The sequence below is a fragment of the Paraburkholderia bengalensis genome, assembly GCF_037126505.1.
Lineage (GTDB): Bacteria > Pseudomonadota > Gammaproteobacteria > Burkholderiales > Burkholderiaceae > Paraburkholderia > Paraburkholderia bengalensis.
Map to the genome: position 1 here is coordinate 102,403 of NZ_JACFYJ010000008.1, position 15,065 is coordinate 117,467.

Below are 15,065 nucleotides of genomic sequence, written 5' to 3' on the forward strand. Positions count from 1 at the left end.
AAATGGCAAAGTGGAAGGGCTGGCGAAAGTATTGACTGGGCAATAGCGGCCTGTCCAACACCTTCCACGTCTAACGCCATACTTTCGCGGTATAAACGGGTTAGCGTCCGCCCCGGTCAACGCGCGGAACATAGGGAATGTGGAGTTCTTCGTAGAGCCGATAAATCAGCTCGAGGATCTCCCGTATGTCGCGCGATTCATCCAGCGCCCGCATGCTCATGATGATGGGTGACACGAGCGTAAGGTCATCGAGCTCCATGTAACTCACGTCGTCCCGCTTCAATCCGTAGACGCTGCTCGGAACCAGCGAGACGCCCTCTCCTGCCGCGACCAGTCCGAGCGCAATCTGAAGTTCGCGCACCTCATAGACTCGACGCGGCTCGAGTGCCCGGTCTTCAAACGCGGCTAACACCTGATCCGCGTAGCTAGGGCGTGGCGCCTTCGGAAAGACAATCAAGGTCTCGTTGAGCAAGTCGCGTAGCGACAGAACGGACTTGCCGAGCGACAAGGGATGTCCTTGAGGAAGCGCCGCAATCAGCTTTTCCTCCCTCAACACAACACGGCGAATGTTTGCGTCCTCGTTCCGGATACGCCCAAACCCCACGTCGATGCGGCCGTCCTTCAGCGCTCGGAGCTGGTCCATCGTCGACATTTCATGAAGGGTTAATTCGACTGTCGGATTCTCATCGCGAAAACGTCGGATGATTTTGGGGAGCAACCCATAAAGAGTTGAACCGACAAAGCCAATGGAGAAAGTCCGCTCGATACTCCCGACCCGCCGCGTCATCGATTCCAGGTCTGATGTTTGCGCCAAAAGCTGCGCCGCATGGGAATAAAAAAAATTTGCCGGTCTCCGTCAGCTTGAGCGGCCGGGAGCCGCGCTCGAGAAGCTGCACGCCAAGCGTCTCTTCGAGTTGCTGTATCTGCCGGCTCAATGGCGGCTGCGCGATGTTCAGCCGTTCTGCAGCACGTGTGAAGTTCCGCTCCTCCGCCACCGCGACGAAGTAACGAAGGTGGCGCAACTCCATCTTAATACCTCCCAGATATGGACCCATACTAAAACAGTGTTGGACTAGCGGTTCGGAGGTCAACTATCCTGCATTTACACGCTAATTCGACGGCCCATTATACCTAGCAAACATAAGAGGGTAGACGGAAAGCGCGGGTTTACCCCACCATATCAGGAAGATTTCAGGAGCAGACATGAGCGTCAAAGTGTTCAACACCGAAGAAGTTCAAAACTTGCTGAAGGCAGCCGCGAACCTCACAAGCCAGGAAGGCAATGCACGTGCGAAGCAAATCATCCATCGCCTGCTGAGCGATCTGTTCAAGGCCATCGACGATCTCGATATGACGCCCGACGAGATTTGGGCCGGTGTCCACTACTTCAACAAGCTCGGGCAAGACGGCGAGGCCGCCCTGTTGGCCGCTGGACTGGGACTGGAGAAGTACCTTGACATCCGTATGGACGCAGCGGACCGCGAAGCGGACATTCACGGTGGCACGCCGCGCACCATTGAGGGTCCTTTGTATGTCGCCGGTGCACCCGTACGCGATGCTGTGTCCAGGATCGACATCAATCCCGACGAAAATGCCGGCCCGCTCGTCATCCGCGGCATCGTCTCCGGTGCCGGCGACAAGCCCGTCGCGAATGCCCTCGTCGAGTGCTGGCACGCGAACTCCAAGGGGTTCTATTCCCACTTTGACCCGACGGCGCCCAGAGCGAATTTAATCTGCGCGGTGCAGTCAGGACGGACGCCGAGGGCAAGTATGAATTCCGTACCCTCATGCCTGTGGGCTACGGCTGTCCGCCACACGGCGCCACACAGCAACTCCTGAACGCACTCGCCCGTCACGGCAACCGGCCGGCACATGTTCACTTCTTCGTCACCTCGGACACCAACCGCAAGCTCACGACGCAAATCAATATCGAAGGCGATCCGCTGATCTGGGACGACTTCGCCTATGCAACTCGCGAAGAACTGGTCCCCCACGTGGTGGAGAAGACGGGAGGCATTGCTCTGGGTCTCAAGGCCGACGCCTACAAGGAGATTGAGTTCAACATCAAGTTGACGTCGCTGGTCGAGGGCAAGGACAACCAGCTTGTTCAACGCCCGCGAGCATCTGCTGCGGCGTAACAGACCACGCGGCGGCCATCGTCAACAGCCGCCGGTTACTTCTTCGCGAGAACTTCAACTGAATGCAAAAGCTCCTGAAACGCTGGAGCATGCATAGGATAACTAACATGTCAGCCATTCACGACAAGGTCAAACAGCTGGACGAATTGCTGCGGGACGCCGTTCAGGATGACAAAGAAAACGGGGTGTTCCGGTGCCGCCGCGACATCTTCACCAACGCTGATCTTTACGAACTCGAGATGAAGCACATCTTCGAGAGCAACTGGGTCTATCTTGCACATGAAAGCCAGGTGCCCAACAACAACGACTACTACACCACGTCGATCGGACGCCAGCCAGTAGTCGTCACGCGTGACAAGGCCGGCGAGTTGCATGCCGTCATCAATGCGTGTGCGCACAAAGGTGCAATGCTGTGCCGACGCAAGCACGGCAACCAGGGCACTTTCACCTGCCCTTTTCACGGCTGGAGTTTCGCCAACACCGGCAAGCTGCTGAAGGTGAAGGACGGGAAAACCACTCAATACCCCGTGCAGTTCAATACCAACGGTTCCCATGATCTGAAAAAGGTCCCGCGCTTCCAGAGCTATCGAGGCTTTCTGTTCGGCAGCCTGAATCCGGATGTGATGCCGCTGGAAGATTACCTCGGTGAAGCGAAGGTCATCATCGACCAGATCGTCGACCAGGCTCCGAACGGGCTGGAAGTGTTGCGAGGCAACTCCTCATACATATATGAGGGTAACTGGAAGATGCAGATGGAAAACGGCTGCGACGGTTATCACGTCAGCACCGTTCATTGGAATTACGCTGCGACGATGGGCCGACGCAAGGTGGAAGGTACCAAGGCAGTCGATGCGAATAGTTGGAGCAAATCTGTTGCCGGTGTCTATGGATTCGAGCACGGCCACATTTTGCTGTGGACCAAAACGATGAACCCTGAGGTCCGTCCGGTCTACCAGCATCGCGAAGAAATCGCCGCACGGGTCGGCGAACAGAAAGCGCAATACATCGTTAATCAGACGCGCAATCTGTGCCTGTATCCGAACGTCTTCCTGATGGATCAGTTCAGTACCCAGATTCGCGTGGTTCGTCCGATCAGCGTCGACAAGACCGAGGTCAGCATTTTCTGCTTCGCCCCGAAGGGAGAAAGCGCAGAGAGCCGCGCCATCCGTATTCGCCAGTACGAGGATTTCTTCAACGTGTCCGGAATGGGCACGAGCGACGACCTCGAGGAATTCCGGGCGTGCCAGGCGGGTTACGGTCAGACGACGTCGATGTGGAACGACATGTCGCGCGGTGCACCGCTATGGGTCCATGGACCCGACGACAACGCGAAGGGCATGGGTTTGAACCCGCTCATCTCGGGCGAACGCAGTGAAGACGAAGGTCTTTTTGTGGTTCAACACGAATATTGGGCGAAGGTGATGCGCGAAGCCCTTCAGAAGGAACAGGCGGAGGCGACGGTATGAGCTTCGACTATCACAAGATCTGCAGCGCGCTGTACCAGGAAGCGCGCTTTCTCGATGACCGCCAGTGGGACGAATGGCTCGCGTGCTACACCGAGGACGTGACGTACTGGATGCCCGCGTGGGACGACGACGACAAGCTCACCGAAGACCCTCAAAGCCAGATCTCGCTTATGTACTATCCGGACCGTGGCGGACTCGAAGACCGCGTGTTCCGCATCAAGACCGAGCGAAGCGGCGCGTCGATGCCGGAACCGCGCACTAGCCATAACGTTACCAATGTGGAAGTGCTCGGCGAGCGCGACAACGAAGTGGACGTCCGATACAACTTCAACACGTTGAATCATCGTTACAAGATTACCGACCAGTTCTTCGGCACCATCTACGTGACGTTCCGCAAGGTCGACGATCGCTTGCTGATTTCCAGCAAGAAGATTGCACTGAAGAACGACTATATCCGCCAGGTGCTCGACGTCTACCACGTCTGATGCAAACGGTCGGAATGAGACAGTAAGCAGGAGACAACATGTCCAGTTTCAACATTGCTCTGAACTTCGAGGACGGGGTTACCCGTTTCGTGGAATGCAAGGCCGGCGAGAAGGTTCTCGATGCCGCCTTCCGCGCCAAAATCAACCTGCCTATGGATTGCTCTGACGGCGTGTGCGGCACTTGCAAGTGTCGCGCCGAGAGCGGCAATTACGATTTGGGCGATGACTACATCGAGGATGCGCTGACCGACGACGAAAAAGAAAGCGGTCTCGTACTCACATGCCAGATGGTTCCGCAGAGCGATTGCGTCATCGCAGTGCCCGCCTCGTCGACATCGTGCAAGACCGAGCACAACAAGTTCGCGGCGACCGTCACGAAGGTCGAGCAGCACAACGATGCGGCGGTCGTGCTCGAACTGGACGTCCACGGCGCGCCGCCCGTTTTTCTGGCCGGTCAATACGTCAACATCGACGTGCCCGGCAGCGGCCAGCACCGCTCCTACTCGTTCTCGTCGACACCGGGTGCGTCGAAAATCAGCTTCCTCATTAAAAAGATACCGGGTGGCGTGATGAGCACATGGCTCGAATCGGCGCAGCCGGGGAACAAGGTCGAGTTGGCGGGACCGATGGGAATCTTCTATCTGCGCGCCGTTGAGCGGCCGCTACTGTTCCTTGCGGGCGGCACGGGCCTGGCGCCGTTCCTGTCGATGCTCGAAGTGCTGGTTCGTGCGAACTCGCAGCAGAAGGTGCACCTTATCTATGGTGTCACGCGAGACCTCGACCTGGTCCTGGTCGAAGCCATCGAGGCGTATTCGGAGAAACTACCGAATTTCACGTTCAGCACCGTTGTTGCCGAAGATGAATCCAGCCATCCGCGCAAAGGCTGGGTGACGCAACACATGCCCCCCGAGTGTCTGAACGACGGCGATGTTGACGTGTACCTGTGCGGCCCGCCGCCCATGGTCGACGCGGTACGCAAACATTTCGACGACAACGGTGTAAAGCCAAACAGCTTCCACTACGAGAAATTCACTCCTAACGTACGGTGACTCATGAACGCTCGAAGGTTTGAAGGCAAGGTGATGGTCGTAACGGGCGCCGCACAAGGTATCGGCCGCGGCGTCGCGCTCCGCGCGGCTGCCGAAGGTGCAAAGGTTCTGTTTGTCGACCGGGCTGACTTCGTCGCGGAGGTCGCAGCCGAGGCCACGGGTGCCGATACCGCCGGCTTCGTCGCTGACCTCGAAACCTATGAGGGCGCAGCCGCCGCGATGGCGTTTGCCGTTCAGAAGTTCGGCAGGATCGACATTCTCATCAACGGCGTGGGCGGTGCGATTCGCATGCGGCCCTATGGCGAGTTCGAACCGACGCAGATTGATGCTGAAATCCGCCGTTCGCTGATGCCCACCCTGTACGCCTGCCACGCGGTGCTTCCGCACATGCTCGCGCAAGGTGGGGGAACGATTGTCAACGTCTCATCGAACGCCACGCGCGGTATTCGCCGCGTGCCGTACTCCGCCGCCAAGGGCGGCGTCAACGCGATGACCCAATCGCTTGCGATGGAGTATGGCGAACAGAATATTCGCGTGGTCGCAGCTGCACCGGGCGGAACCGAGGCGCCGCCGCGGCGCGTACCCCGCAATGCCGCCGGAGACAGCGAGCAGGAAAAAGTCTGGATGAGCGAAGCGGTGAAGCAGGTCACCGAGTCGACGTTCCTCAAGCGCTATGGCACCCTCGACGAGCAGATCGCGCCGATTCTGTTCCTGGCATCCGATGAGGCAGGCTACATCACAGGCGCCGTATTGCCCGTCGCCGGTGGCGACAACGGCTAGCCATCCAAGAATGAACCTGGAGACGCCACTATGAGCGGACGTAAAGCCATTGTCCCTGCAGGAATGGAGACAGTGTACGAGAAGATTCACTACGCACCTGCGGTCAAAGTGGGAAACACGGTATATGTGTCGGGCCAGATCGGTCGCGACGCGAACATGAAACTTGTCGAAGATCGCGAAGCACAGATTGTGCAGGCGTTCGAGAATCTGAAGGCAGTGCTGGAGGCTTCGGGCGCCGCGCTCGCCGATGTCGTCGACGTCACCACTTTCCACACGGACATGCGCGATCTTCCACTCTTCATGGAAGTGCGTGACCGGTACCTCAACACGCATCCCTTGCCTGCATGGACCGCAGTGGGCGCACACATGCTGGGTGGCGCCGCCGGCTACATCGTCGAAATCAAGGCTGTTGCGGTGTTGGCTGATTAAGCGTGCCTCTCTCCAACCCTGAAAAGGAGCCGGTGTGCGAAGCGAAACTCGACGACACGCAATTCACGATGTTGTTGCAGTACTTGCGGGTCGAGCTGACGACATGGCACGCCTGGATATTCTGCTCGGACGCGAAGAGCCCGTCGTCCCCGTCATCGGAAAATACAGCCACGGCAAAAGCCGCCTCCTGAATCCCAGTCTGCCACGCCCCACGCGACCTCGATGGTCGCGCGTTCCTTTCGCAGCGGCAATGACTGCAATGGACGGGAACGATAGCGAAAAGCGCAACAATCGAGAGCGCGACGGGTGGAAGCGATGGGTGGAAGCGACGGAATGGGAGCGTCGTCCGCGAAGCCGCGGGCAACGTGAAGAAACCGTTCGGCTCATCGCCGGGCACGTCGGAATGCAGTTCGACGGCGAGACTGTGTGCTTCGCGGCAAGGCTTGACAGCTCAGCGACGATGCAACGGCCCTGGTGCGCGGCGCCATCTCGTCCGATCTGCTCCGGTGTTGGCGGCCGCGCCACGCGGGCGGGCCCCAATCTATCTGGCATTGAATTTGCTTAAGCTACGGCGCTATCAATCAACGCGAGCAAAACAATGTCGCACGGTGATGTCACTCACAGCGTCCCCGATGATGTGCCACCACGGATTTCGACGGGCGTGCCGGGGCTCGACGATGTGCTGAACGGCGGCCTGGCCGCCAACCGGGTCTATTTGATCGAGGGCGTGCCCGGGGCGGGAAAAACTACCTTGGGTCTGCATTTCCTTCTAGAAGGGAAGAGGCTCGGCGAGACGGTGCTCTATATCACCCTGTCGGAAACGGCCGCCGAACTCCGGTCCGTCGCTGCATCCCATCACTGGTCGCTCGACGGTTTGCATATCCACGAGCTCGGCGACATGGACGAACTGACCGCCGACGCCGGGCAGTCGATCCTTCACCCGTCGGAAGTGGAACTGGGCGAGACCATCGACGAGGTCAGGCGGGTGGTCCTCGAGACCAATCCGCGACGCGTCGTCTTCGACAGTCTCTCGGAACTGCGCCTGCTTGCCCAGGATGCGCTGAAGTACCGGCGACAGGTGCTGGCGTTGAAGCAGTTCTTTTCGACGCTCGGATGCACGCTCTGGCTGCTCGACGATAAGACGTCGCAGCCCGGCGACCTGCAACTGCACAGCATTACCCACGGCGTCATCGAGCTGGACCAGGCCGTGCCCGCCTATGGCGTCGAGCAACGTCACGTGCGAGTCGTCAAGATGCGCGGCATCAAGTTTGCCGGCGGCTATCACGACTTCAGGCTGGATACGGGCGGCATCACGGTGTATCCCCGCCTCGTGGCAGCAGTTCATCGCAGGGAGTTCGAGGCCGCTGCGCGATCGACAGGTGTACCCGAACTTGACGCTTTACTAGGCGGCGGTGGCCTCGTGCCGGGCACAAACACGCTGCTCGTCGGACCTTCGGGCGCCGGCAAGACCACCACGGCAGTCCGTTGCGCCCTCAGCGCGCTGGAGCGCGGCGAGCGCGTCGAGTACCTGTTGTTCGACGAGACACTGGGCATTCTCCTGTCGCGGTGCAGGCAGTTGGACATGGGGCTGGATGCCTATATCGAGAACGGCCAGCTGTTGCTGCAGCAGATCGATCCCGCCGAAATGTCGCCGGGCCAGTTTTCTACGCTCGTGCGCGACGCGGTGGAAAATGCGGGCGTATCGATGGTGGTGATCGACAGCCTCAACGCGTATATGCAGGCGATGCCGGGTCACCGGTATCTTCTTCTGCAGATGCACGAGCTGTTGAGCTTTCTTAACCAGCAAGGCATTACGACGTTGATGGTCCTCGGCCAGCACGGGCTCATCGGCAACGTAGCGTCGGATGTCGACCTCAGCTACCTGAGCGACGCACTTCTGGTCTTCCGCTTTTTCGAAAGCGCTGGCGAGGTGCTCTCGGCTCTGTCGGTTCTGAAGAGCCGCACGGGAACCCATGAACGCACCATACGCGAGTTTCGCGTGGGCGCCGGAGGTCTACGCCTTGGCTTGCCACTGAAAGACTTTGAAGGCGTACTCGCCGGCTTGCCGTCTTATCGAGGCGGCCAGTCGATGCTGGGCGAACGTCCGCTCGACTAAGGAGGCGCATTGGAAGAGCGGATTTTCATCGTCGCGCCGCGCGGGCGGGATGCGCAGGTTGTCGAACATGTGCTTTCGCGTGAGGGAATGCAGTGCGTCGTCTGTCCCGACGTCGCCAGTATGGTCGAGTCGCTGCAGCAGGGCGCGGCGTGTGCGCTGATCGCCGACGAGGCGCTGGACCAGCGCGCGTTGCGAATGGTCGACGACTGGTTGAGCACGCAGCCGCCCTGGTCCGATTTCCCGTTCGTCCTGCTCGGCGGAAACGGCAAGAAAGGCGCGTTGACCGCCGAAGGGCGCCGTCTCGAAGTGCTCGGCAATGTGATGCTGATTGAGCGGCCGATGAGCGGCGAAGCACTCGTCAGCGCAGCGCGGGGCGCGCTCCGTGCCAGGCGGCGCCAGTACCAGGCGCGTGCGATGATCGCGAGCGCGCTGCCGCCAATGCGCGGCTGCTCCGCGCCGCTCGCCAAAAGGACGAGTTTCTCGCAATGCTCGCCCACGAGTTGCGCAACCCGTTGGCACCGATCCGCAACGCCGTCGAAGCCATCCGCATGGCGGACGAAGCGCTTCCGCCGCGCGTGCAGTGGGCCCGCGAGATGATCGAACGCCAGAGCCGGCATCTGGCCGGGTTGCTCGAAGATCTGCTGGATGTCTCGCGGATCACTACCGGCAAAATCACCTTGAAGTGCGTTCCAATCGAACTCGCCTCAGTCCTCACGGCAGCCGTCGACGCGGCTATGCCTTCCATCGAAGCGCGACGTCACTCGCTCACCATGATGCTGCCGCGTGAACCTGTCTATCTGAACGCCGATCCCACGCGCATGGCGCAGGTGTTCGGCAATCTCCTCGACAATGCAGCGAAGTACACGCCGGATGGCGGGAAGATCGAAATTCACGCTGCGTCGGGCTCCGGGCGTGTCGTCATCTCCGTCAAGGACAATGGAACCGGCATTTCTCCGGAAGAGTTGCCTGAAGTCTTCGAGTTGTTCTCGCAATCGGATCGCGCGCTGGACCGTGCGCAAGGCGGCTTGGGAATCGGCCTGTCCGTCGTGCGATCGCTCGTCGGCATGCACGGGGGAGCCGTCGATGCGCAAAGCGACGGCTTGGGACGCGGTACACAGATGACCGTGACACTGCCCGTGACGCAGGCTCCATCCTCGAGCGATCCGCTGCCGCCCATCGCGCCACGCCAGTCGCGCGGCCTACGCATTCTGGTGGTCGACGACAATCGCGATGCCGCTGATTCGCTGGCTATCCTGCTTGAAATGACGGGATATCACGTGCGAACCGCAGCGGATGGGCCGGCAGCGCTCGAGCAATGCCAGCGTGAAGCGCCCGATGTAGTGCTGCTGGATATCGGCCTGCCCGGCATGGATGGGTACGAGGTGGCTCGCAGGCTCAAGCGCATGCCGCGTCTCGCGCAAACCATTCTGATCGCGACGACAGGGTACGGACAGGCGGAAGACGTGGCTCGCTCGAAGTCCGCCGGATTCGATTATCACTTCGTCAAACCGGTCGAACCGGACAATCTCATTGCGTTGTTCGACGGCCTGCACGACGAGGGCACGATGCCATTGATCTAGATATCCCGATGCCAGAGGCTGCGGCCGAGTGGCGATTTGTCGGTTATCTGCGCTGTACCGCACGCGCTCGAACAGCTATAACGCCGTAGCTATGTTCATCGGCGGCCTCATCGACGAACTTTAATTTCATCGCGCTTGCGCAGATGGCCCGGACGCATCCGGGCCACGGCAGACAGTACCTTCACGCCCTACTGCACAGTCACGGTCGCCTTCATGTTCGGGTGGATGCCGCAAAAGATCTTATAGACGCCCGGCTTGTCGAATTTGAACTGATACGTGTCGTTTTCATCGAGCGCGGCGGAATGGAAGATACCCGCATCGTTCACCACCGTATGCGGTTCACCGTCCATATTTTTCCAGGTCACGGTCGACCCCGCTTTGACCGTGAGCGACATCGGCGAAAACATGAAATTCTTGATCACGACCATATTGGCGTCCTGTGCCTGCGCAGTCGTGAACCCCGACGCCAACGCCGCAATGAGAACTGCTCTGCCGATGAAGCGCACAAAGGTGCGATTGAAGAGACTGAATAGCATGATCTGATTCCGTTGTAGGTGAATGGCGCCTGGCATCAAACAAGCGTCGTATCGGAAAGCGTTGCCTTCAGCGGATGCTGCGAGACCTTGATGCTGGTGACGCCGAGCATCTTCGTAAGCTGGTCGCTGGGAACCGTCAGCGGCATCGGTCCTGGGCCGTTACCGGCCGTCGGTTGCGGATAGGCGGTCGATCGTGCGGTATGGAACGTGACGTTCCCTTCCACCTTGGACACGATCTGATGGATGTGTCCATTCAGGACGGTGACCGAGCCGAACCGCTTCAGATAGTCCGTCGCCCTCCCCGCATCGCCCGTGCCCCATCCCCAAGGTTCGTAGATGGTCCACATCGGCATGTGTGCGAAGACAACGATCGGCGTGCTCGACGAGCGTCCCTTCAGATCGTTTTCCAGCCATTCGAGCTGGTCGTCGCCAAGACCTCCGAGGCCATTGGGCTTGAAGTGCATCACATTGACGAGCCCAATGAAGTGCACACCGTTGTGGTCGAAGCTGTAGTACCCCTTGTTGTCCGACGCGCCGCCGAAGCGCTTGAAGTATTCCGTTCCTGGCCCGTCTGTCACGTCATGCTCCCCGGGCACAGTGTGCAACTCGGTGATTTTCAGCCCCGACAGCAACTGGGCCGCGAGATCGAACTCCGATGCTTTCGACAGATGCGTGATATCGCCCGTGTGAATCGTCAGCGCGGGCTTGACGGGCATGGCGTTGACCAGGTCGATCGTCTGCTTGAGCGTACCCGCGACATCCGGGTTGGCTTCCTTGTTGAACCCGATGTGCGTGTCGCTGATCTGCAGGAACAACGGGGCGCCCGAGGCCGCCGACCTGCCGCTCGTGCCGGCGGCAGAGGCCAACTCCATTGGCGTGAGAACGCCGCCGGCCAGCATGAACAGGGTGCCTGCGCCACCGTAGGCGAGGCATTTCAACGCGTTACGGCGCGATGGATTGGAAGGAATATCAGATGACATGATGTCCTCTCGAGTGGGGTTCAAAAGGTAGGCCACCCGTCAATCAAGTGGACTACCCCGCGTGAGTTCAAGCGCTATACCGCCGGCTCGTTCGTTTTATTCCCTCATGCCGGATTCCTGATTCCAACGCCCCTAGGCCCTGAACTCGGTCCCCGCCTCCGGCGCCTGATCGCCTGCCTTTTCCTTTCAGCGCGTTTGCGGCCTCATCTGCTCGAGCGCGCCAGGGAATAACTGATGCGTATGCAACGTCTTGCAGCTACGAAACAGCATTTGGGGATCGAAATGAACGTCATCGACATCGCCCGTGCATCGGGATTGACCGTCATCCTCGATGGCAGGATCGGCCGCGAGGAATACCAGAGCGTGTGCGGTTCAGTGTCGGCGTTGCAGCGATTCGCCGAAGCGCTGTATCGGTCCGCCGTGAACCAACGTGACGGCACGCCGCATCGGTCAGGGGCAGCAGCCACCCACACGGGCCGACGACGCCGGCGCCGTAGCGAGCATGGGTCAACGCAAACGCTGTCAGCCGCTGCGAGAGACGCGTCGCGTCGCACGCACCGGTACGCGAAATGAAAGGCTCGACGATCATTCCACCCTTTCGGCCGTCCGAAGCGTCGCTGCAAGCCGTCCTGCGCCGGGTTCAGTTAGGCTCGGGCGTGGTGATGCTGGCCTACCTCTTTCTGCACCTCACCAACCATGCCCTTGGCCTGTGGTCGCTGGAACTGGCCGGACGCGGTCTTGCGATGGCGCTGCGACTGTGGCGCAGCACGCCCGGAACCATCGCGCTGTACGGTGCACCGTCGCTGCATTTTTCTCTCGCGTTGCACACGATATACCGGCGCCGCCACTGGGAATTGCCGGCCGCCGAATGGATTCGCCTGTGGGCGGGCCTCAGCCTGCCGCTGCTGCTCATACGCCACACGGTGACGACCCGGCTGGCCTCCACGCTCTACGGCTTCGAGCCCAATTACGAGCAGGTCGTCGGCATGCTGCTAACGAGTGGAACGCAAGGGCTGCAACTTGCGCTGCTCGCCCCTGGCTGGGTACATGGATGTTTGGGACTGTGGTTCCGGTTGCGCCACTATCCGCTGGCGCAGCGCATGAAGCTCGCGCTGCTGGCCGCTGCTGCCCTGTTGCCGCTGCTGTCCGCGGGAGGATTTATCCGCATGATGCAAGCCGTCGAAATGACGAGTGTCACGCTCCGCGCGCCCGATCCGAAGCTGGTCACGCATCAGTTCACACTGGATGCATGGCGTCACCATCTCATCGTGCTTTATCTCTGTCTGATCGTCGGCGCATTTATCGGTGGCCAATTGCGCAATGGACTCGAAAGGCGACGGCAGCGACAAACGGGATAGCCATGCTGGAAGGGCCGTACCGGCAGCGAAGGCTACGACAGCAACTGCAGCAACGCTTCCGGTCGCGAATCGGCCGGCCACCCGGTTTGCTCCTCTGTCGCCTGCTTCGATCGCCATGCTTTCGAGGCATGCCCGACTGCCTAAAAAGTCTTGTTTCTTTGCGCGAACAAAAGCTAGATTGAGTGCCTGCCGTACCGAACACGACGCATCGCAGCACGGTCCATCACGATCCATTACTAAGGTATCCATAATGTCTGGCACACGACTCAAACTGTTCTCGTCGACGCGGATCGGCCCGTTGCAACTGTCGCACCGCGTCGTGCATGCGCCGATGACGCGTTTGCGCGCCGACACCGACGACAGCCCGAGCGCGATGATGGTCGAGTATTACCGCCAGCGCGCGTCGCAAGGCGGATTGCTCATCACGGAAAGCGCGCATCCTTCGTACGACAGCCGTGGCTATCTCGGCGCGCCCGGCATCTACACGGATGCCCATGTCGACGCCTGGAAGAAAATCACCGACGCGGTTCACGCGAAAGGCGCGCGCATCTTCATGCAGATCGCGCACGACGGCTGGGGCAACGCGCCATTGCGCCTTCCGTCGTGCCGTATGAGACCACGGTGTTCACGCAGAACGGCTGGGTGCCGAATTCGCCGCATCGCGCGCTGGAGACGGATGAGATTCCTGCCATCGTCGAGTCGTTCCGCCGCGCGGCGGAACGCGCCAAAGCGGCCGGTTTCGATGGCGTCGAACTGCACAACGCGAATGGCTATCTCGCCGACACGTTTCTGCAGGACGGCACCAACCGGCGCACCGACGCGTATGGCGGCACGGTCGAAAAGCGCGCGCGCTTTTCGCTGGAACTGGTGGATGCATTCGCATCGGTGTGGGGCACGGATCGCGTCGGCGTGCGCGTCTCGCCGAGCGGCCGCTGGGGCGCGATTTCCGACAGCGATCCCAACGCCACCTTCGACTATTTCGCCGGGCGTCTGAACGACTATGGCCTCGCGTATCTGCATGTGATCGAACCGCGCGTGATGGGCACGGAAACGCTCGAAGAAGGTCAGGCGCCCGTCGCGTCTTCGCTTCTGCGCACGGTGTTCGACGGCCCGATCATCGCGGCGGGTGGCTTCGATCGCGCGGGCGCCGAACAGATCCTGCACCGCGGCGATGCCGATCTGGTTGCCTTCGGCCGATGGTTTTCGTCGAATCCGGATTTGCCCGAGCGCCTGCGCCGCGACTTGCCGCTCGCACCGTATCAACGCGACGCGTTCTGGGGCGGCGACGAACGCGCGTACATCGACTTTCCCGCCTACGACGACGCCCTCGAACCCTCAGCTGGCGAAACCGCGTGAGGCAACGGGTGAACCGTGTCGATCAGCAAAGCTCCGCGTGCGGCGCGGCGTTAGAATGCCTCGTAACCGGCGTCTGCCCGCTCATGCCTGCGAGGCATGCCGCACAGCCTACAAAGTCTTTTTCCTGACGACCCGCGACGCCTACATTACGCGTCATGACGGCGCGTACCAGGCACGGTTGGCCCACGCGAAACGCCGAACCCGGATTGCCGCCCAGACGCGAGAGCTCAATCGCGCCGCGCCACCTTCAACGGTTATGAAAGGACATCGACATGACCCGCCACACCCATCAGACCGCCCCGACGCAGTTCGCGCCATCGAAGCGAGCCAGGCGGCTGGCCGTGGCTTTATCGAGCGTTTCTGTTTGCTCACCGAGAACCGGGACCCCGAAAGCAACGACAAGGTCGCGCCCGCGCAACTCGCCGCGCTCGCCAAGTGGGGCGCGCCGTGCGAGAACCCGTACGACTATCTCGCCGCGCTCAAACACCCGACGCTCGTCGTCAACGGCGACCACGACGTGATCATCTATTCGATCAACTCGTGGCTCCTGCAACAACACATTCCGAACGCGCAACTGATCATCTATCCGGACGCCTATCACGGCTCGCTGTACAGTACCCGGCGCGCTTCGTCGCGATGTCGATGCGTTTCTCTTGGCTAACAGAAGTGTATCGAACCCGGCACGGTGGCAGTCGAACTATCGCTGTTTAATTACTGACAGGTCAGGGACCGATGGCCGGAAACTCAACACGCTGTGCGCGCGGCGCTCCGTCACACACAGTCACTTCGACG

13 protein-coding genes and 3 pseudogenes are annotated in these 15,065 nt (G+C 60.4%); 13 read left to right on the forward strand and 3 right to left on the reverse strand.

Translation table 11 applies throughout. From position 1 onward, the window contains the following. Positions 1 to 100 precede the first annotated feature (100 nt). Positions 101 to 1,028: pseudogene (locus H3V53_RS07745) on the reverse strand (LysR family transcriptional regulator). Positions 1,029 to 1,203: 175 nt separating this feature from the next. On the opposite strand from H3V53_RS07745, the pseudogene catA reads away from it, so the two are divergent. From catA to H3V53_RS07795, 10 genes and pseudogenes are all read left to right on the forward strand, one after another. Next, positions 1,204 to 2,138 (forward strand): annotated as a pseudogene (gene catA, locus H3V53_RS07750) (catechol 1,2-dioxygenase). Between the two features lie 107 nt (positions 2,139 to 2,245). Further along, positions 2,246 to 3,604, forward strand: coding sequence for a Rieske 2Fe-2S domain-containing protein (locus H3V53_RS07755; protein ID WP_336597455.1), 1,359 nt, complete (start codon positions 2,246 to 2,248; stop codon positions 3,602 to 3,604). After that, on the forward strand, positions 3,601 to 4,089 hold the full coding sequence (benB, locus tag H3V53_RS07760) for a benzoate 1,2-dioxygenase small subunit (RefSeq protein WP_054921665.1): 489 nt from the start codon (positions 3,601 to 3,603) through the stop codon (positions 4,087 to 4,089). The genes H3V53_RS07755 and benB overlap by 4 nt, the downstream gene beginning before the upstream one ends. 38 nt (positions 4,090 to 4,127) lie before the next feature. Beyond that, a complete protein-coding gene (benC, locus tag H3V53_RS07765; RefSeq protein ID WP_336597456.1) occupies positions 4,128 to 5,138 on the forward strand; it encodes a benzoate 1,2-dioxygenase electron transfer component BenC in 1,011 nt (336 codons plus the stop codon). Between the two features lie 3 nt (positions 5,139 to 5,141). After that, on the forward strand, positions 5,142 to 5,918 hold the full coding sequence (gene benD, locus H3V53_RS07770; protein WP_336597457.1) for a benzoate diol dehydrogenase BenD: 777 nt from the start codon (positions 5,142 to 5,144) through the stop codon (positions 5,916 to 5,918). A gap of 30 nt (positions 5,919 to 5,948) precedes the next feature. Next, a complete protein-coding gene (locus H3V53_RS07775; protein ID WP_336597458.1) occupies positions 5,949 to 6,347 on the forward strand; it encodes a RidA family protein in 399 nt (132 codons plus the stop codon). A gap of 103 nt (positions 6,348 to 6,450) precedes the next feature. Continuing rightward, on the forward strand, positions 6,451 to 6,912 hold the full coding sequence (locus tag H3V53_RS07780) for a hypothetical protein (protein ID WP_336597459.1): 462 nt from the start codon (positions 6,451 to 6,453) through the stop codon (positions 6,910 to 6,912). 33 nt (positions 6,913 to 6,945) lie between these two features. Next, on the forward strand, positions 6,946 to 8,463 hold the full coding sequence (locus H3V53_RS07785; protein ID WP_336597460.1) for an ATPase domain-containing protein: 1,518 nt from the start codon (positions 6,946 to 6,948) through the stop codon (positions 8,461 to 8,463). A 9-nt stretch (positions 8,464 to 8,472) separates the two neighbouring features. After that, complete coding sequence (locus tag H3V53_RS07790) at positions 8,473 to 9,060, forward strand: hypothetical protein (protein ID WP_336597461.1); 588 nt, start codon at positions 8,473 to 8,475, stop codon at positions 9,058 to 9,060. Further along, positions 8,949 to 10,043 carry a hybrid sensor histidine kinase/response regulator gene (locus tag H3V53_RS07795; RefSeq protein WP_336597462.1) on the forward strand — a complete coding sequence of 365 codons (1,095 nt, stop codon included), beginning with the start codon at positions 8,949 to 8,951 and terminating at the stop codon, positions 10,041 to 10,043. The genes H3V53_RS07790 and H3V53_RS07795 overlap by 112 nt, the downstream gene beginning before the upstream one ends. A gap of 188 nt (positions 10,044 to 10,231) precedes the next feature. Here the strand turns inward: H3V53_RS07795 and H3V53_RS07800 are convergent, their stop codons facing one another. Together H3V53_RS07800 and H3V53_RS07805 are read right to left on the reverse strand one after the other, a co-directional pair. Then, positions 10,232 to 10,579: a cupredoxin domain-containing protein gene (locus H3V53_RS07800; protein WP_336597513.1), complete on the reverse strand. Its 348-nt coding sequence runs from the start codon at positions 10,577 to 10,579 to the stop codon at positions 10,232 to 10,234. A 35-nt stretch (positions 10,580 to 10,614) separates the two neighbouring features. Further along, positions 10,615 to 11,559 carry a metallophosphoesterase family protein gene (locus H3V53_RS07805; RefSeq protein ID WP_336597463.1) on the reverse strand — a complete coding sequence of 315 codons (945 nt, stop codon included), beginning with the start codon at positions 11,557 to 11,559 and terminating at the stop codon, positions 10,615 to 10,617. A 569-nt stretch (positions 11,560 to 12,128) separates the two neighbouring features. On the opposite strand from H3V53_RS07805, the gene H3V53_RS07810 reads away from it, so the two are divergent. The 3 genes and pseudogenes from H3V53_RS07810 to H3V53_RS07820 all read left to right on the forward strand — a co-directional run bounded on the left by H3V53_RS07810 (position 12,129) and on the right by H3V53_RS07820 (position 14,934). Further along, positions 12,129 to 12,917, forward strand: coding sequence for a hypothetical protein (locus tag H3V53_RS07810; protein ID WP_336597464.1), 789 nt, complete (start codon positions 12,129 to 12,131; stop codon positions 12,915 to 12,917). Positions 12,918 to 13,167: 250 nt separating this feature from the next. Continuing rightward, positions 13,168 to 14,273: pseudogene (locus tag H3V53_RS07815) on the forward strand (alkene reductase). 364 nt (positions 14,274 to 14,637) lie between these two features. Beyond that, positions 14,638 to 14,934 (forward strand): alpha/beta fold hydrolase, encoded by a 297-nt coding sequence (locus H3V53_RS07820; protein WP_336597465.1) that lies wholly within the window; start codon positions 14,638 to 14,640, stop codon positions 14,932 to 14,934. Positions 14,935 to 15,065: the final 131 nt, after the last annotated feature.